This is a genomic window from Parvibaculum lavamentivorans DS-1 (genome assembly GCF_000017565.1).
Classification (GTDB): Bacteria; Pseudomonadota; Alphaproteobacteria; order Parvibaculales; family Parvibaculaceae; genus Parvibaculum; species Parvibaculum lavamentivorans.
The window spans coordinates 1,587,322-1,603,815 of sequence record NC_009719.1 but is presented as its reverse complement, the minus strand read 5'-3'; the positions used below and the strand labels follow the sequence as shown (position 1 = coordinate 1,603,815).

General features: G+C 63.5%; 15 protein-coding genes. 5 read left to right on the top strand and 10 right to left on the bottom strand.

The features are described 5' to 3' along the window. The first annotated feature begins 16 nt into the window (after positions 1-16). On the top strand, positions 17-544 hold the full coding sequence (locus PLAV_RS07445; RefSeq protein WP_012110371.1) for an RNA pyrophosphohydrolase: 528 nt from the start codon (positions 17-19) through the stop codon (positions 542-544). Positions 545-756: 212 nt separating this feature from the next. Here the strand turns inward: PLAV_RS07445 and PLAV_RS07440 are convergent, their stop codons facing one another. Further along, complete coding sequence (locus tag PLAV_RS07440; RefSeq protein WP_143710185.1) at positions 757-1,659, bottom strand: hypothetical protein; 903 nt, start codon at positions 1,657-1,659, stop codon at positions 757-759. Positions 1,660-2,040: 381 nt separating this feature from the next. Here PLAV_RS07440 and PLAV_RS07435 point away from each other — a divergent pair, with 381 nt between their 5' ends. Next, positions 2,041-2,931, top strand: coding sequence for a peptidoglycan DD-metalloendopeptidase family protein (locus PLAV_RS07435; RefSeq protein WP_041535896.1), 891 nt, complete (start codon positions 2,041-2,043; stop codon positions 2,929-2,931). A gap of 18 nt (positions 2,932-2,949) precedes the next feature. On the opposite strand, the gene PLAV_RS07430 is transcribed toward PLAV_RS07435, so the two are convergent. The 8 genes from PLAV_RS07430 to PLAV_RS07395 form a co-directional block, all read right to left on the bottom strand. After that, a complete protein-coding gene (locus tag PLAV_RS07430; RefSeq protein WP_012110368.1) occupies positions 2,950-3,774 on the bottom strand; it encodes a ferritin-like domain-containing protein in 825 nt (274 codons plus the stop codon). Between the two features lie 321 nt (positions 3,775-4,095). Beyond that, positions 4,096-4,494, bottom strand: a complete 399-nt coding sequence (locus tag PLAV_RS07425; protein WP_012110367.1) for a F0F1 ATP synthase subunit epsilon — start codon at positions 4,492-4,494, stop codon at positions 4,096-4,098. Between the two features lie 36 nt (positions 4,495-4,530). Further along, positions 4,531-5,967, bottom strand: a complete 1,437-nt coding sequence (gene atpD, locus PLAV_RS07420) for a F0F1 ATP synthase subunit beta (protein ID WP_012110366.1) — start codon at positions 5,965-5,967, stop codon at positions 4,531-4,533. A gap of 32 nt (positions 5,968-5,999) precedes the next feature. Further along, complete coding sequence (locus PLAV_RS07415) at positions 6,000-6,884, bottom strand: F0F1 ATP synthase subunit gamma (protein WP_012110365.1); 885 nt, start codon at positions 6,882-6,884, stop codon at positions 6,000-6,002. 32 nt (positions 6,885-6,916) lie between these two features. Beyond that, positions 6,917-8,446: a F0F1 ATP synthase subunit alpha gene (gene atpA / locus PLAV_RS07410; protein ID WP_012110364.1), complete on the bottom strand. Its 1,530-nt coding sequence runs from the start codon at positions 8,444-8,446 to the stop codon at positions 6,917-6,919. Beyond that, positions 8,446-9,030, bottom strand: coding sequence for a F0F1 ATP synthase subunit delta (locus tag PLAV_RS07405; RefSeq protein ID WP_012110363.1), 585 nt, complete (start codon positions 9,028-9,030; stop codon positions 8,446-8,448). The genes atpA and PLAV_RS07405 overlap by 1 nt, the downstream gene beginning before the upstream one ends. Positions 9,031-9,280: 250 nt before the next feature. Further along, positions 9,281-10,090 carry a class I SAM-dependent methyltransferase gene (locus PLAV_RS07400; RefSeq protein WP_041535895.1) on the bottom strand — a complete coding sequence of 270 codons (810 nt, stop codon included), beginning with the start codon at positions 10,088-10,090 and terminating at the stop codon, positions 9,281-9,283. Positions 10,091-10,225: 135 nt separating this feature from the next. After that, positions 10,226-12,421 carry a primosomal protein N' gene (locus tag PLAV_RS07395; protein ID WP_012110361.1) on the bottom strand — a complete coding sequence of 732 codons (2,196 nt, stop codon included), beginning with the start codon at positions 12,419-12,421 and terminating at the stop codon, positions 10,226-10,228. Between the two features lie 199 nt (positions 12,422-12,620). Here PLAV_RS07395 and fsa point away from each other — a divergent pair, with 199 nt between their 5' ends. From fsa to PLAV_RS07380, 3 genes are all read left to right on the top strand, one after another. After that, positions 12,621-13,277 (top strand): fructose-6-phosphate aldolase, encoded by a 657-nt coding sequence (gene fsa, locus PLAV_RS07390; RefSeq protein WP_012110360.1) that lies wholly within the window; start codon positions 12,621-12,623, stop codon positions 13,275-13,277. Positions 13,278-13,344: 67 nt separating this feature from the next. Continuing rightward, on the top strand, positions 13,345-14,085 hold the full coding sequence (locus PLAV_RS07385; protein WP_012110359.1) for a DUF484 family protein: 741 nt from the start codon (positions 13,345-13,347) through the stop codon (positions 14,083-14,085). Further along, positions 14,058-15,038: a tyrosine recombinase XerC gene (locus PLAV_RS07380; RefSeq protein WP_012110358.1), complete on the top strand. Its 981-nt coding sequence runs from the start codon at positions 14,058-14,060 to the stop codon at positions 15,036-15,038. The genes PLAV_RS07385 and PLAV_RS07380 overlap by 28 nt, the downstream gene beginning before the upstream one ends. Before the next feature lie 57 nt (positions 15,039-15,095). Here the strand turns inward: PLAV_RS07380 and lpdA are convergent, their stop codons facing one another. Beyond that, on the bottom strand, positions 15,096-16,487 hold the full coding sequence (gene lpdA, locus PLAV_RS07375) for a dihydrolipoyl dehydrogenase (protein WP_012110357.1): 1,392 nt from the start codon (positions 16,485-16,487) through the stop codon (positions 15,096-15,098). Positions 16,488-16,494 lie beyond the last annotated feature (7 nt).

The following is a 16,494-nucleotide window of genomic DNA, read 5'->3' as shown; positions in this document are numbered from 1 at the left end:
CGGAAAGAGCGAAAGAATGCCGCGCCACAGCGACAAGAAGGAACCGGTCGCACCGGAGACGCTGCCTTACCGGCCCTGCGTCGGCATCATGCTGATCAACCGCGAAGGACTTGTCTGGGTTGGCAACCGGATACAGGAAGTCGACACAGGAAGCACGCTGACATGGCAGATGCCGCAGGGCGGCATCGACGAAGGCGAGAGCCCGGAGGAAGCGGCACGGCGCGAGCTGATGGAAGAGACGGGTACGGACAAAGCGCAGATCGTCGGCGAGACGAAGGACTGGCTTACCTACGAATTGCCGCCGCATCTTGTCGGCATTGCGCTGAAGGGAAAGTATCGCGGACAGAAGCAGAAATGGTTCGCCATGCGCTTCACCGGCGAGGATTCCGACATCGACATTGCAGCCGACGATCATCAGGAATTCAGCGAATGGACATGGGTTCCGATCGAGGAATTGCTGGAGCTGATCGTGCCTTTCAAGCGCAGTGTTTACGAGCGGCTGGTGCGGGAATTCGCGCCTTTCGCGGTGCCGCAAGAGGGCTGAAATTCTCCGTAACAGGCCCGACTGTCATCGAACTGTCACCGAACCGTCACAAAGACCGTGGCGACTGCTTTCGAGGCTCTCCGCAGGCGGAGAGTGAGCCGCTTATCCCCGCTTCCACACGCCAGCCCTCGGGCCGGAGGGGGAGGACAAGCGGCCGGGGATAAATATATTTTCACGCGCCGCGCGAAAACTTGTCCCCGCCCGCGCCAAACTCACGCCGCCCTCTCCCACTCCGCGATGATCTCGCGAAGCTTTTCGACAAGCGGCATCGCCCGCGTCTTGAAGGCGTATTCCGCGTAGTCCCATCGCCGGCTTTCGCGGAGGGCGAAGATGCGCTGCAGTTTTTCCTCGGCGCTCGCGACCAGGAAAACCAGCCGGTCGATCTTCGGCTGCGCGGCGGCGGGAGCCGTGTCGCGGACGTTGCGGATCGTCTCGCGCAACATATCGAAGCTGCCGGTGTCGAAGGCAAATGGCGGCTCCTCGCCGCTAAGCGGAATATGCTGGAGAAGCGCGGTGCGCAGATCTTCAAGATCGCCGCGCAAGCGGGCGACCGGATCTATGGCGACCGCATCTTCCGGCGAGGAATCCGCGAGCATGGCATTCAGCACCTCCGCCGATATCGCCTGCGCTTCGCCAAGCGCGGGGCGCACATCTTCGTTGAAGAGTTGCAGGCCCGGATAGCGATTTGGCGTGCCAATGATCGCGGCGACGGCGCTTTGTTCGCCGATCATCTGCCCGACCACCCGCTTCATCTCGACAAGCTGGACGAGCCGGCGCCCATCCTTCCATGTGGTGGAGCGGCGCTCGATGGCATCCGTTGCGGATTGCAGCCGCACAGTGGCATCGAGCCATTCCTGCCGGAAGCCTTCGCCATCGGTGAGGAGATAGCCTTCAAGCGCGATCAGGCTCGCTTCGCGTGCGGAAGAAAACTCCGAAAGAAGCACGCTGAAATCCGCTTCGGCGGCGGCAGGTGCATCGGAGGCGGCACCATCCGCGACGGCATTCGAGGCGGTCACGGCATTCGCGCTCGCCGGTTCGTCAACGCTGCCGAAGGAGAGGAGAAGGACGGCGATGCCGGTAACGACAAGAAAAAGCCCGGCGATCCACAACCGCATACGCGGACGACGCGGCGAAAGGAAACGGAATGCCGGAAGACGAAAAGGATGATTGCGGCGGCGAGCCCCGGATGGCTGTCTCTGCGCGCCTGGCGGAAGTCCGTACCGCGTACGCCAATAGGCTTCCGCATCGCGTGTCGCTGAGAAAGGCATACATACCTGACAGTGCCGTGCCCCGAACAACGAAATCCTTTATAGCTCCAAAGGTTCCACGCCTGAAGCAAATATTTGTATGGGCATTGTAATGAATCGTGGCGAAGCCAGATTCTGCTGGAACTCTCACTGGTTGCGTCGCAGAATGCGGATGGCGGGGTACGCCGGTGGATGACGCGCGAGACGCAGTCAGAGGCCGCGAGATTGCATCCGGAGGATGTAAGACCCATGCGCCGCATAGCTCCGATACTCGCCACCATGCTCGCCGCCTTCATCGCGATTGACGATGACGCACGCAACATGACCGCGAAGCTTCTGCGCGGCAGCTATGCGCTTGCGGCCGGAGAGGAAGCGCCATTGCCGCTTCCGCGCCCGCCCTTTCTTGCCGTTGCCGATCTTCACGAATGCCTGCGCGGCGAAAGCCCTTCCATCAGCGGCAACGCCTTTGCGGATTACTGCGCCGACCTTGCAAGCTTCATCGAACCGCAGACGCTGAGCGCAGAGGCGCTCGCCGCCACCGGGGCGGCGGAAACGCGGGAGGAAAAGAAGGGACCGCGCGGAAAGAAGAATGACAGCGGCGACGAGCAGGAAGAGGAAGTGATGACAGGCGAGGCGGCGCCTGCTGAACTGCTGCTTGCCGCCGCACCCGCGAGCAAACCTGTCGCGGATCTTCAGACGGAGCCGCGCTGCATGATCGACGCGAGCGGCGCGGCCAGCACACGCATAGACGGCGTCTGGGTGAAATCATTGCCGAAATATGTCGGCGGCTCGCGCGACACAGCCGCCGGCGGCGAGGCGAGCCGCGTCGTGTCCGTACCCTCCGGCTGCGAAGTCGGAAGCCCAAGCGATGCGACGGTTCTTTATGCCGGGAGCTTCAAGGGCTATCTCGGCGTCGTCATCCTGCAGACGGGCGACAAGGGACGGATAACGGTGGCGGGACTTGGCGGCATCGCCGTTGCGCGTGGCGACACCATCAAGCGCGGCGCGGTGCTCGGCTCGACATCAAGCGCCGCTGCACCGGCGCTTGCAGGCGCAAGCGAGGCCGGCGAGGCGACATTGCTTTATGTCGGCGATATTGAGGATGTCGGAGAGGTGGCGGCGGCAAGCTCCGCCTCCTGACGATCAGCCTGCCGCCGCTCAAACGGCAGCGCGGGCGAGCTTCCAGTTGCGGAAGCGCCAATAGCGCCAGGCAAGCGAGGAGACCGCGCGCATCAACGCGCCATGCGGCTTGAGGCCCGCCGCCTTGCCAACCATCGAGATCAGCCGTTCGACATGCTGACGGCGATAGAGACCGAGGGCGCGCTTCTCGTAAGCCATGGCGAAGAGTTCGCGCTCATAGGGCACGCTGCCATCTGCCGGCGTATTGGCCGCGTAATAGGCGCAGGCAAGTTCGTCGTCATCGGCTTCCGAGACGCGGCCAAGCGCGACGCGGATACGGTCGAGGATCGAGGGCGGCGTTTCGCCGAGATCGTTGAACTGATCGTAGAAGAGCTTGTAGTGGCGGAACTCATCCGCCGCGATGTTCGCCGCGATCTGCTTCAGCACCGGCTCGTCGGTCGCATCCTTGATGGCGGTGTAATAGGAGGAGGTGCCGCTTTCGACCACGCAACGCGCGATCAGCTCACCGCCGCGGCTGCCACGCACGCTTTCAATGGCGTCGGTCGGAATGGAATAGCCTTCGCGGAAACGCCTGAATGCCTCCTCGAAGCTGAAGCCCGGATCGGCCAGCTCCGCCCAGCGCGCAAGCGCCTGCCCGTGCTGCACTTCTTCCCCGCCCCATTTATGGATCGCTTCCTTGACGTCCGGACGATCCGAAAAGACGTTGCAGAGATAGGTGACGTAGTCGGGGGCATTGAACTCGACCATCGCGGCCGCCTTCACGGCACGCAGAATGTCCGGATCGACCTTCGAGGGGTCGAAATCCTGCCATCTGATGTCGTCAAGCGTCCAGTGACGGCTCATGAGCAAATCCCGTTCGCGAAATCCGGTGCCGGGCGCGCCCGGCATTTGTGACAATAACAATATAATCGGGAAGAGCGGCGGGTTTAAGACCCGGCAAAGGGCCGATTGCCGCAGCGGGAAAGTCCGCTTCTGCCACCCTCCCCCTGTGGGAGGGTCGAAATTTGAGAGCGCAGCGAAGCAAACTTCGGGGAGGGGTCTCTGCCCCGCCCGGCTGAACGCGCTACCGGTGGCGGTTTCGACCAGCGCCGCGACCCCTCCCCAAACGGCTTTCAGCCGTTTGACCCTCCCACAGGGGGAGGGTGGCAGGAAGGGATGGAATGCTCAGACCGTGTGGCGAAGCTCTTTCAGGTGGTCGAGCTTTTCCAGCGCGGACTGGCGCTTGTCGTCGTTCTTCGCGTCCGCCACGTCCTTGTCGGCAAGGGCGATTTCGCGGTCGAGCGCCGTCGCGTCGAGATCGGCAAGCGGTACCGTGAACTCGGCAAGCACCGTGAGGCCGGCAGGCGTCACCTCGGCAAAACCGCCGCGCACGAAAATGCGCTGACGCGGCGCGCCCTCATTCTCGACCTCGATGATGCCGGGGCGGAGCGTCGACATGACGGGCGCGTGGCCCGCCATGATGCCCATGTCGCCCTCGGAACCGGGTATCACCACCATGTCGACCTGCCCTGAAAAGAGCAGCCGTTCCGGCGACACGAGGTCGAAATTCAGCTTCTCAGCCATGTGTCCTTACCTTACCCGGTCGAAATACCAAGCGGATTACGCCGCTTCCTTGGCGAGACGCTCGGCCTTCGCGACCGCATCCTCGATCGTGCCGACCATGTAGAAGGCCGCTTCCGGCAGGTGATCGTAGTCGCCGTTGCACAGACCCTTGAAGCCCTTGATCGTGTCCTTGATGTCGACGAGGACGCCCGGCGTGCCGGTGAAGACTTCGGCGACGAAGAAGGGCTGCGACAGGAAACGCTCGATCTTGCGGGCGCGGGCGACGACGAGCTTGTCTTCTTCGGAGAGCTCGTCCATACCGAGAATGGCGATGATGTCCTGGAGCGACTTGTAGCGCTGCAGGATTTCCTGCACCTGGCGCGCGGTGTCGTAATGCTCCTGGCCGACAACGCGCGGCTCGAGAATACGGCTTGTCGAGTCGAGCGGGTCCACGGCGGGATAGATGCCCTTTTCCGAGATCGCGCGGTTAAGCACGGTCGTCGCGTCAAGGTGAGCGAAGGACGTGGCGGGCGCCGGGTCTGTCAAGTCGTCGGCGGGCACGTAAATGGCCTGCACGGACGTGATCGAGCCCTTGGTGGTGGTGGTGATGCGTTCCTGCAGCGCCCCCATGTCGGTGGAGAGCGTCGGCTGATAGCCCACGGCGGAAGGAATACGGCCGAGAAGGGCCGACACTTCCGAGCCCGCCTGCGTGAAGCGGAAGATGTTGTCCACGAAGAACAGCACGTCCTGGCCCTTGTCGCGGAAATGCTCGGCGACGGTGAGGCCGGTCAGCGCGACACGGGCGCGGGCTCCCGGCGGCTCGTTCATCTGGCCGAACACGAGGGCGCATTTCGAGCCGGTCGTGTCGCCGTTGTTTTCGTTCGGATCCTTGTTCACGCCGGACTCGATCATCTCGTGATAGAGATCGTTGCCCTCGCGCGTACGCTCGCCGACGCCGGCGAACACCGAATAGCCGCCATGCGCTTTCGCGATGTTGTTGATGAGCTCCTGGATGAGCACGGTCTTGCCGACGCCGGCGCCGCCGAAGAGGCCGATCTTGCCGCCGCGCGCATAAGGCGCGAGCAGGTCGACGACCTTGATGCCGGTGACGAGCATCTGCGCTTCCGTCGACTGTTCGACGAAGGACGGCGCTTCCTGATGGATTTCGCGGCGCGCTTCATGCTTCACGGGGCCTGCTTCGTCCACCGGCTCGCCGATGACGTTGATGATGCGGCCGAGCGTACCCTCGCCGACCGGCACCGTGATGGCATTGCCCGTGTCGCGGACTTCCTGACCGCGGGTCAGACCCTCGGTGGTGTCCATCGCGATGGTGCGGACCGTGTTCTCGCCAAGATGCTGCGCGACCTCGAGGACGAGGCGATTGCCGCCATTGGTCGTCTCGAGCGCGTTCAGAATGGCGGGCAGGTTGTCGGTGAACGTGACGTCCACGACGGCGCCGATGACTTGGGCGATCTTTCCGACTGCGTTGCTCATGGTCTTTCCTTGACTCGTCCCGTGCGGACGTCCTAGAGGGCTTCCGCGCCCGAAATGATTTCGATCAGTTCCTTGGTGATCATCGCCTGCCGCGAACGGTTATAGGTGATGTTCAGCTTCTTGATCATGTCGCCCGCATTGCGCGTGGCATTGTCCATCGCCGACATCTTGGCGCCGAATTCGCCCGCCACGTTTTCAAGCAGGGCGCGGAAAATCTGCACCGAGAGATTACGGGGCAGAATGTCCTTCAGAATTTCGCCTTCGTCGGGTTCGTACTCATAGACGGCGCCGCCGAGATCGACGCTGCCGCCCGCATCCGCCGGCACGCTGGCAGGGATGAGCTGCTGCGCGGTCGGTATCTGGCTCACCACGTTCACGAACTTCGAATAGAAGATCGTGGCGACATCGAACTCGCCGGCTTCGAAAAGATCGATCACCGTGCGGGAAATGTCCTCGGCCTGCTCGAAGCCGATGTGACGGATGCCCGTGAATTCGTAGGACTTCACGATGCGGCTGGCATGATCGCGCTTCAGCGCGTCGCGGCCCTTGCGGCCGACGGTGAGGATCTTCACCGTCTTGCCTTCGCCGACCAGCTTGTTGATGTGCTGGCGCGCCAGCCGGACGATCGACGAATTGAAACCGCCGCAGAGACCGCGATCGGCAGTGGCGACGATGACGAGATGCACCTGATCGCTGCCCGTACCCGCCAGAAGCGCCGGCGCATCCGAACGGCCGGTCATACCGGTTGCGAGGTTCGCCAGCACGCGGTCCATACGCTCGGCATAGGGCCGCGCGGCTTCCGCCGCTTCCTGCGCACGGCGCAGCTTCGCGGCGGCGACCATTTGCATCGCCTTCGTTATCTTCTGCGTCGCCTTCACACTGGCGATGCGATTTCTCAGGTCCTTGAGGCTAGCCATTCGCCTTTACCTTTTCGCCGTTCTCTTTTCGATCAGGCGAAAGCCTTGGAGAAATTCTCGACAGCGGATTTCAGTTTGGCTTCCGTGTCGGCGGAAATCTGCTTCTCGCTGCGGATCGCATCGAGAATGCCGGGATGGCTCGACCGGATGTTGCGAAGCAGATCCTGCTCGTAACGGCCGACATCGGCCACCGGCAGCTTGTCGAGATAGCCGTTGACGCCCGCATAGATCACGACGACCTGTTCTTCGACCTTGAGCGGCGAGAACTGGCCCTGCTTCAGAAGTTCCGTGAGGCGCGCACCGCGATTGAGAAGGCGCTGCGTCGCGGCGTCGAGATCGGAACCGAACTGCGCGAAGGCCGCCATTTCGCGGTACTGCGCGAGCTCGCCCTTGATCTTGCCGGCAACCTGCTTCATCGCCTTGATCTGCGCCGACGAACCCACGCGCGACACCGACAGGCCGACGTTCACGGCCGGACGGACGCCCTGATAGAAGAGGTCGGTCTCGAGGAAGATCTGGCCGTCCGTGATCGAGATCACGTTGGTCGGGATGTAGGCCGACACGTCGTTCGCCTGCGTTTCGATGATCGGCAGCGCGGTCAGCGACCCATTGCCGTTTTCATCGTTGAGCTTCGCGGCGCGTTCGAGCAGGCGGGAATGGAGATAGAAGACGTCGCCCGGATAGGCTTCGCGGCCCGGCGGACGGCGCAGCAGCAGCGACATCTGGCGGTAGGCGACGGCCTGCTTGGAAAGGTCGTCGTAAACCACGAGGCCATGCATGGCGTTGTCGCGGAAATATTCGCCGAGCGTGCAGCCCGCGAAGGGAGCGAGGAACTGCAGAGGCGCCGGGTCCGACGCGGTGGCCGCGACGATGATCGTGTATTCAAGCGCGCCGTTTTCTTCCAGCGTCTTCGCGATCTGCGCGACCGTCGACCGCTTCTGGCCGATGGCGACATAGATGCAGTAGAGCTTCTGGTTTTCGTCGTCGCCCTGGTTGAGCGGCTTCTGATTGAGGATCGCGTCGATGGCGATGGCGGTCTTGCCGGTCTGACGGTCGCCGATGATGAGCTCGCGCTGGCCGCGGCCGATCGGGATCAGGGCGTCGATCGCCTTGAGGCCGGTCTGCATGGGCTCATGCACGGATTTCCGGGGGATGATGCCCGGCGCCTTGACGTCCACGCGGCGGCGCTCCACGCCCTCGATCGGGCCCTTGCCGTCCAGCGGATTGCCCAGCGGATCGACGACGCGGCCGAGCAGGCCCTTGCCGACGGGAATGTCCACGATGGCGCCGGTGCGCTTTACGGTGTCGCCTTCCTTGATGTTCCGGTCGGAACCGAAAATCACGACGCCGACATTGTCCTCTTCGAGGTTCAAGGCCATGCCGCGGACACCGCCCGGGAACTCGACCATTTCGCCGGCTTCGACATTGTCGAGACCGTAGACGCGGGCGATACCGTCACCGACGGAGAGCACCTGGCCGATCTCGGAAACCTGCGCCTCTGCGCCGAAATCCTTGATCTGCTGCTTGAGGATGGCGGAAATTTCCGCAGCCTGAATGTCCATCAGGAGGCCTCTTTCATGGCAATCTTGAGAGAATTGAGCTTGGTCCGCAGGGATGAATCGACCATCCGGCTGCCGACCGTGACGATGAGCCCGCCGAGAAGGGATGCATCGACCTTGGTATTGATACGAACGTCGCGGCCGGTGGCGGATTTGAGCGCCGCCTTGAGGCTCTCGACCTGCGCTGCCTGAAGCGGGTGAGCGGAGACGACATCGGCCGTCATTTCACCGCGCTTGCGGGCAAGAAGGGTCGTGTAGGCGCCGATCATGTCGGAAAGGCCGAAGAGACGGCGGTTCCTGATGACGAGGCCGATGAAATTCTTCACGAGGCCGGAGATACCGGCCTTTTCGAGCACGGCGCCGAACGCCTTTGTCTGATCTTCGGCGCTGAAAATCGGGCTGCGAACGAGGCGCACAAGGTCGCTGCTCTCGTTCAGCATGGCGGAAATCCGCTCCAGATCGCCGGCAACGGCGTCAAGCGCACCCTCGGCGTCCGCCAGTTCGAAGAGGGCCGTTGCATAACGGCCGGCCACGCCAGAAACGGGATGATCTGATGACACGTGCGGCGCTCGCCTGTCTTTGCTCATGGAAGCCGGCGCACCGGATTTTCAGGTATGCGCCAAGCCGTTGAATTCGTTAGTAAAATTTGGCCTAAAAAGACCGCGGGCGACCCGGTTTTGCCGAGGCCGGGCGTTAGGTAACACAAGCTCCGCGCAGGTGCAACAACGCGGCGGGTAAGTGACCGTACCTGCGGCATTTTAGACTATCGGGAAAGCCGGCAGCGGCACCTTCCGCAGGGGAAAGCTTGCGCTCTTGCGGGAGGGAAGGCGGAGCCCGTCAGCCCGCCTTGCGGGCCGCCGTGTGACGCTGGGCGATCTTCAGCACCTCTTGCGCCTTGTCGGGCATCTGGGCGCAGAGTTTCTCGCAGAATTCGAGAATCTGGTCGATCGTGAGCGTCACCTGGGAACGGGCCGCGGGCGCGGCGGCGGCTGCGGCCTCGCGGGCCTTCTTCGCCTTCTGCCCGAGCGAGAAGAGCTCGTCGTCGAGGAGCCCTTCAAAGGCGAAGTCGCGCTCCTTGGTGAAGAACCAGGAAGGATAGCGCGAGAGATTTGTCTTCTCCGTCAGCCCCGTCACCTTGAGTTCGACATCGAGCGCCCTGGCGAAACTGTTCACCGCCCATTTCACCAGCGGCCAGTCATCGTGATAGTCGTCGCCGGCGACCACGCCGCCGACCTTCACCTTGGCGAACCAGTCGACGAAGGACTTGCCGCCCTCCTCGCCGGTATGGGCATAGCCGTCGAAATAGATGAAATCGAAATAATGATCGTCGAATAGCGCCAGCGCATCGTCGAAGGACATGCGAAGAAGCTTGTAGTTCTCTTCGATGCCGACATGTTTCAGAGCACGGACATATTCGGCGGTGTCGTGATGATCCGAGTAGAGATCGACGCCATAAAACATCCTGAACTTGCCGCTCTCGACCATGCGGCGCGAAAAGATGCCGCCGGCGACGCCGAGCTCGATGCCGACATTGCCGCTGCCCTGGAGTGTGTCGATGACATTGTGACGGTAGAGCCCCTGCTCGATCCGGACCGGGACTTCGGGCGTCTTTGCCCGGGCGAGATTGCCGGTTTCGCTATTGGCCATGATGGAGCCCCTTTTTGCCTCAGGCGAACGCGGAATTCCCGGGCGACACGCTACCCGGCGGCACCATCCGGCGGCGCCCTTCACCCTGTGCACATGTTTGAAGAACATGGTTGCGATAAGGTTAAGAAACCCGCCCTACATGAAGCTGTAGGGATCGATATCGACCGAGACGCGCACCGCGTTCGGGATTTTCATGTCGGCGAGCCAGGCCTGCATATAGGACTGCACATTGACGTTGCGCCCCGCCTTGACGAGGAAGCGGAGCCGCGTGCGGCCCCTGAGCAGCGCCATAGGCGCGGGCGCGGGGCCGAGCACCGAAACATTGTCCGCCTGCGGAGCACGCCGCGACATCTCGCGCGCGACCTTTCGCGCAAGCTCGGCATCGGGCGAGGAGATGACGACGCCGACAAGGCGGCCATAAGGCGGCAGCGAGACACGCTCGCGCGCCGCCGCCTCGCGGACGAGGAACTCATCGCGCCGCCCGGAGACAAGCGCGCGCATGACATTGTGTTCCGGCATCCATGATTGCAGGAAGACGCGGCCCGGACGCTCGGCGCGCCCTGCCCTGCCCGCCACCTGCTGCAGCAACTGGAAGGTGCGCTCGCCCGCGCGCAGGTCGCCATTCTCCAATCCGAGATCGGCATCGACCACGCCGACAACGGTGAGCCAGGGAAAGTGATGGCCCTTGGCGACGATCTGCGTGCCGATGACGATATCGACCTCGCGATTTTCGATGGCGGCGAAGACGGCTTCATGCGCCGCGGGGCCGCGCAGATTATCCGAGGAGACCACAGCGACACGCGCTTCGGGGAAAAGCGTCGCGACTTCTTCCGCGATGCGCTCGACGCCCGGCCCGCAGGCAACCAGCGTATCTTCCGCGCCGCAAGAAGGGCACGCCTTCGGCACCGGCGCGCTATAACCGCAATGATGACAGGCAAGCTCACGGCGGAAGCGATGCTCGACGAGCCAGGCCGAACATTGCGGACATTCGATGCGATGACCGCAGGTACGGCAAAGCGTGAGCGGGGCATAGCCGCGCCTGTTGAGAAAGAGCATCGCCTGTTCGCCCGCCTCGAGCGCGCGCGCAATTTCCGTGACGAGGAGCGGCGAGAGCCAGGCCCCGCGCTCCGGCGGATGAAGACGCATGTCGATGGCACTGACATCCGGCAGCTCGGCCGCGCCGAAACGCGCATCGAGACGCACCGAGGCATAGCGCCCCTGCTCGACATTGACCGCCGTTTCGAGCGAGGGCGTCGCCGAACTCAAGATGACGGGAAACTGGCCGAGCGAGGCACGCACCACCGCCATGTCGCGCGCATGGTAAGCGACGCCGTCTTCCTGCTTGAAGGCGGCGTCATGTTCTTCGTCGACAACGATGAGGCCGAGATCGGGAAAGGGAAGAAAGAGTGCCGAGCGCGCGCCGACCACGACGGAGACGCTGCCCTCCGCGACCGCGCGCCAGACACGGCGGCGCTCGCGGGACGGCACATCCGAATGCCACTCCGCCGGACGGCAGCCGAAACGGCGCTCGAAGCGTTCGAGGAACTGGCTGGTGAGCGCAATTTCCGGCAGCAGGATCAAGACCTGCTTGCCGCGGCGGAGCGCGGCGGCCACCGCCTCGAAATAGACTTCCGTCTTGCCGGAGCCCGTTATGCCATCGAGCAGCACGGCGGCGAAACGCTCCGCCTCGACATGGGCCGTGAGAAGCGCGGCGGCTTCTGCCTGTTGCGGCGAGAGGTCGATGCCGCTCGCATTCGGCTGCGGCGCATCGAACGGCAATTCGGTCGGCAGGTCGACCGGCTGCAGCGTGCCCGCATCGACAAGCCCGCGCACCACGCCATCCGATACGCCCGCTTCTTCCGCGAGCTCGCGCACGCTGCGCGCGAAGCCATCGGACGCCGTTTCGACGACGCGGAGGCGGGCGGGTGTCATGCGAGGGGGGCGCCTGTCGCAGAGGCGGTAGGCCGTCCGCATCCGCTGCGGCTCCAGCGCGCCGGGCGCGCGAATGGTTAAACGCAGGACCGAGCCTGCCGGTGAAAGCGTGTAACCCGCCACCCAGTCGACAAAGCGGCGCGAGACCTCCGGCATCGGCGGCGCATCCAGCACCTCGATGATGGATTTCAGCCTGTTATGGCCGACCTCGCCCGTGCCCTCGCCCCAGACGACGCCCAGAAGCTCCTGCGGCCCGAGCGGCACAATGACATAATCCCCCGGCCGCACGGTCATGCCGGCGGGGACCTTGTAGTCGTAAGGCTTTGGCAGGGCGAGGGGAATGAGAACGCTGACGCTTGTCCAGCCCGGCGCCGTGCCTGTGGATATTTCGGAAGCCATTCGAATTTGCTCGGGCGGATGCCGGTGAAGAAGATCGAAACCGAAGCGACACTGTAACGCCTCATAAAGCAAGCGGCACGACGGAGCTTGCGCCAAACCGCATCCCCTTGCAAAAGGGGGAGCGTTCGGCGCGGCTCTCGACTACACTCACAAGCGAGACGACCGGGGCCCCACCGACTTACCGAAAAGATTCCAGCTTATGAAATTCTTCGTCGACACCGCCGACATCGCAGAAATCCGCGAACTGGCCGATACCGGCCTTCTGGACGGCGTAACCACCAACCCTTCCCTTATCGCGAAATCCGGCCGCAACTTTCTCGAAGTCGTGGAGGAAATCTGCGGCGTGGTCGAAGGGCCGGTAAGCGCGGAAGTGACCGCGCTCGATGCGCCGACCATGATCGAGGAAGGGCGCAAGCTGGCGAAGATCGCGAAGAACATCGCCGTCAAGGTGCCGCTCACCTGGGACGGGCTGAAGACCTGCAAGGTGCTGACGGGCGAAGGCACAATGGTAAACGTAACGCTCTGCTTTTCCGCCAACCAAGCGCTGCTGGCGGCGAAGGCGGGCGCGACCTTCATCTCGCCCTTTATCGGCAGGCTCGACGACATCAACCTGGACGGCATGGAACTCATTCACGAGATAAGGGAAATCTACGACAATTACCCGGCTCTCGAGACCGAGATTCTTGCCGCCTCGATTCGCTCCGCGAACCACGTCAAGGATGCGGCGCTCGCAGGCGCCGATGTCGCGACCGTGCCGCCCGCCGTGCTGAAAGGCCTTGCGGCGCATCCGCTGACCGACAAGGGGCTGGAAATGTTCATGGCGGATTGGAAAAAGACCGGCCAGAAGATTCTGTAAGGGAATTTCTGTAGAGAAAATCGGCAGAGCAAAGACTTTAGAAACGCTCTTGGGGGATGCTGAGGCGATGAGCCAGCAAAACGACAGCACCGAAGCAAAACGGATGGACGACATCGGCGCAGCACTTGCCGCCGACGAGGTGAAAGCCTATCTGCGCCGCAATCCGGACTTGCTGACCGACGACCCGGACCTGATCGCGGCGCTGGTTCCGCCGTCGCAATCGACCGGCCGCAATGTCGTCGACATGCAGCAATTCATGATCGGGCGGCTGCAGAACCATGTGCGGATGCTGCGCGACATCCAGTCGGACCTCATCGAGGCCTCCTCGCTGAACAGCCTGGCGCGCGAACAGGTTCATGCGGCGACGCTGAAATTGCTCGATGCGCGCTCCTTCGAGCATCTGATCGAATATACGACGTCTCCCGACGGGCTTGCCCGCGTGCTCGGCATTCGCGCGGCGACGCTTTGCATCGAAACCGCGAACAGCGTTTCCGGCATCGGCATTCGCGGCGTGCGGGTGCTCGAACCGGGCGGCGTCGACCGCATTCTCGGAACCGGCGAACGCTGCAAGCTGGCGCCGCATGTGCGCGGCAGCCGCGGGCTTTACGGCAACATGGCGGACGATGTGCATTCCGAAGCCCTGGTGCGGCTCGACTTCTCGCCCGTCTCGCCGCCCGGATTGCTGGCGCTTGGCGGCTTCGAGCCCGACCAGTTCCATCCCGACCAGGCGGTGGACCTGCTTGAATTCCTCGCCGATGTCGTCGAGCGCTGCGTGCGCCAATGGCTCGACCTGCCGCCCGCGCGATAGGCGGCGCGCCCGCGCCGGACGACGCCGCGCGGACGATCCCCGCGAGCGGGGATGCACGGACCGAAATCCGCAACTGGTATTCCCACCTGATGGGCGAGCGGCGCATGAGCGAGGCGACGCTCATCAATTATCATCGCGACCTGACGCGCTTCTTTGAATTTCTGGTGGATCACCTCGGCGGACCGGCGACGCTGAAGGATCTCGGCCGGCTGGAGCTGCGCGACTTCCGCGCCTTTGTGAGCCAGCGCCGCAAGGACGGGCTGCAAAGTCGCTCCCTGGCGCGGATGCTGTCGAGCGTTCGCTCCTTCTTCCGCTTTCTCGACCGCACGCATGTGCTCTCGAACGCATCGGCAACGGCGCTGCGCTCGCCGAAGCTGCCGCACGCCATTCCAAAACCGCTGACCGCTGCCGGCGCGCGCGAGCTGCTGGACGAAGCCGAAATCGCCCATGAGGAACCCTGGATCGGGGCGCGCGACATTGCGGTGCTGACATTGCTTTATGGATGCGGGCTTCGCGTGTCGGAGGCGCTGGGCCTCAACCGGAGCGAGGCACCGCTGAAGGACGTGCTGCGCATCACCGGCAAGGGCGGCAAGGAACGGGTCGTGCCTGTGCTGCCGGCGGCGCGAATGGCTGTCGACGATTATCTGAGGCTTTGTCCGCACGGACTTGCGAAAGACGATCCGCTCTTTGTCGGCTCACGGGGCGCGCGGCTCGGCCAGCGGCAGGTGCGCGAAACGATGACGCGCCTCAGGCGGCGTCTCGGCCTGCCGGAATCGGCCACGCCCCATGCGCTCCGCCACAGCTTTGCGACGCATCTTCTGGCGGGCGGCGGCGACCTGCGCTCGATCCAGGAACTGCTCGGCCATGCGAGCCTGTCGACCACGCAGATGTATACGGAAGTCGACGCCGCGCGGCTGCTGGAGGTTTACGACAAGGCGAAGAGAAGGCGGTAGAGAGGCCACCCTTCTTCCACCCTCCCCCTGCGGGAGGGTGGCAGGAAAGGGACGGACTTACATATGGATCGGCAGGCCCGTGACCGCCAGCGCGGCTTCCTTGATCGCTTCCGACATGGTCGGGTGCGCGATGCACATGCGGGCGATGTCTTCGGAGCTTGACGAGAATTCCATCGCGGTGACGGCCTGCGCGATCATTTCGCCCGCGCCGACGCCGATGATGTGAATGCCGAGGATGCGGTCTGTCTTCTTGTCGGCGAGAATCTTGACGAAGCCTTCGGTGGTCTTGTTCGCCTTGGCGCGGCCATTCGCCGTGAACGGGAACTTGCCGGCATTATAGTCGATGCCCGCTTCCTTCAACTGCTCTTCCGTCTTGCCGACGCTTGCGACTTCCGGCGAGGTATAGACGACGCCGGGGATGACGTCGTAATTCACGGCGCCGTAATGGCCCGCGAGCTGCTCGGCCAGCGCCACGCCCTCTTCCATCGCCTTGTGGGCGAGCATGGGGCCCGCGACGCAATCGCCGATCGCATAGATGCCGTCGACATTGGTCTTGAAGCCCGCGTCGATTTCGACGCGGCCGCGCTTGTCCGTCTTCACGCCGAGTTTGTCGAGGCCGAGGCCTTGCGTATAGGCGGTGCGGCCGATGGAGACGAGCACGACATCGGCATCGAGCGTTTCGGCGTCGCCGCCCTTGGCGGGCTCGACCGAAACCTTGAGGCCGGATTTCTGCTTCTCGACCTTCGACACCTTGGCGCCGAGCTTGAAGGCGAAACCCTGCTTCTTGAGGATGCGCGTGAAATTCTTCACGACCTCGCCATCCATGCCGGGAAGGATGTTGTCGAGGAATTCGACCACGGTGACTTCCGCGCCGAGGCGGGACCAGACGGAACCGAGCTCAAGGCCGATGACGCCGCCGCCGATGACGAGGAGTTTGCCCGGCACCTTCTCGAGCGTGAGGGCGCCTGTGGAGGAGACAATCGTCTTTTCGTCGATCTCGATGCCCGGCAGCCTTGCGACATCGGAGCCGGTCGCGATCACGATGTTCTTCGCTTCGAGCACGCGGTCGCCGACCTTCACCTTGCCCTTGGCTTCGATGCGGCCTTCGCCCTTCACCCATTCGATCTTGTTCTTCTTGAACAGGAACTCGACGCCCTTGGTGTTGCCGTCGACGGCTTCGTCCTTGAAGGAGAGCATCTGGCCGAGATTGAGCTTCGGCGTCCCGACCTCGATGCCCATGCCGGGGAAGCTGGCGCTCGCCTCGTGGAACAGTTCCGATGCGTGGAGCAGCGCCTTCGAGGGAATGCAGCCGACATTGAGGCAGGTGCCGCCCAGACGGTCGCGCTTTTCGACCACGGCAACCGAGAGGCCGAGCTGCGCCGATTTGATTGCGCATTCATAGCCGCCGGGCCCGGCGCCGATCACCACGAGGTCGAATGAGTCAGCCATTGTTTAC

What these genes read in the sequence shown, in the direction of transcription:
- PLAV_RS07445 (WP_012110371.1), top strand. Translation starts at nt 17, where the DNA reads ATGCCGCGCCACAGCGACAAGAAGGAACCGGTCGCACCGGAGACGCTG.
- PLAV_RS07440 (WP_143710185.1), bottom strand. Translation starts at nt 1,659, where the DNA reads ATGCGGTTGTGGATCGCCGGGCTTTTTCTTGTCGTTACCGGCATCGCC.
- PLAV_RS07435 (WP_041535896.1), top strand. Translation starts at nt 2,041, where the DNA reads ATGCGCCGCATAGCTCCGATACTCGCCACCATGCTCGCCGCCTTCATC.
- PLAV_RS07430 (WP_012110368.1), bottom strand. Translation starts at nt 3,774, where the DNA reads ATGAGCCGTCACTGGACGCTTGACGACATCAGATGGCAGGATTTCGAC.
- PLAV_RS07425 (WP_012110367.1), bottom strand. Translation starts at nt 4,494, where the DNA reads ATGGCTGAGAAGCTGAATTTCGACCTCGTGTCGCCGGAACGGCTGCTC.
- atpD (WP_012110366.1), bottom strand. Translation starts at nt 5,967, where the DNA reads ATGAGCAACGCAGTCGGAAAGATCGCCCAAGTCATCGGCGCCGTCGTG.
- PLAV_RS07415 (WP_012110365.1), bottom strand. Translation starts at nt 6,884, where the DNA reads ATGGCTAGCCTCAAGGACCTGAGAAATCGCATCGCCAGTGTGAAGGCG.
- atpA (WP_012110364.1), bottom strand. Translation starts at nt 8,446, where the DNA reads ATGGACATTCAGGCTGCGGAAATTTCCGCCATCCTCAAGCAGCAGATC.
- PLAV_RS07405 (WP_012110363.1), bottom strand. Translation starts at nt 9,030, where the DNA reads ATGAGCAAAGACAGGCGAGCGCCGCACGTGTCATCAGATCATCCCGTT.
- PLAV_RS07400 (WP_041535895.1), bottom strand. Translation starts at nt 10,090, where the DNA reads ATGGCCAATAGCGAAACCGGCAATCTCGCCCGGGCAAAGACGCCCGAA.
- PLAV_RS07395 (WP_012110361.1), bottom strand. Translation starts at nt 12,421, where the DNA reads ATGGCTTCCGAAATATCCACAGGCACGGCGCCGGGCTGGACAAGCGTC.
- fsa (WP_012110360.1), top strand. Translation starts at nt 12,621, where the DNA reads ATGAAATTCTTCGTCGACACCGCCGACATCGCAGAAATCCGCGAACTG.
- PLAV_RS07385 (WP_012110359.1), top strand. Translation starts at nt 13,345, where the DNA reads ATGAGCCAGCAAAACGACAGCACCGAAGCAAAACGGATGGACGACATC.
- PLAV_RS07380 (WP_012110358.1), top strand. Translation starts at nt 14,058, where the DNA reads ATGGCTCGACCTGCCGCCCGCGCGATAGGCGGCGCGCCCGCGCCGGAC.
- lpdA (WP_012110357.1), bottom strand. Translation starts at nt 16,487, where the DNA reads ATGGCTGACTCATTCGACCTCGTGGTGATCGGCGCCGGGCCCGGCGGC.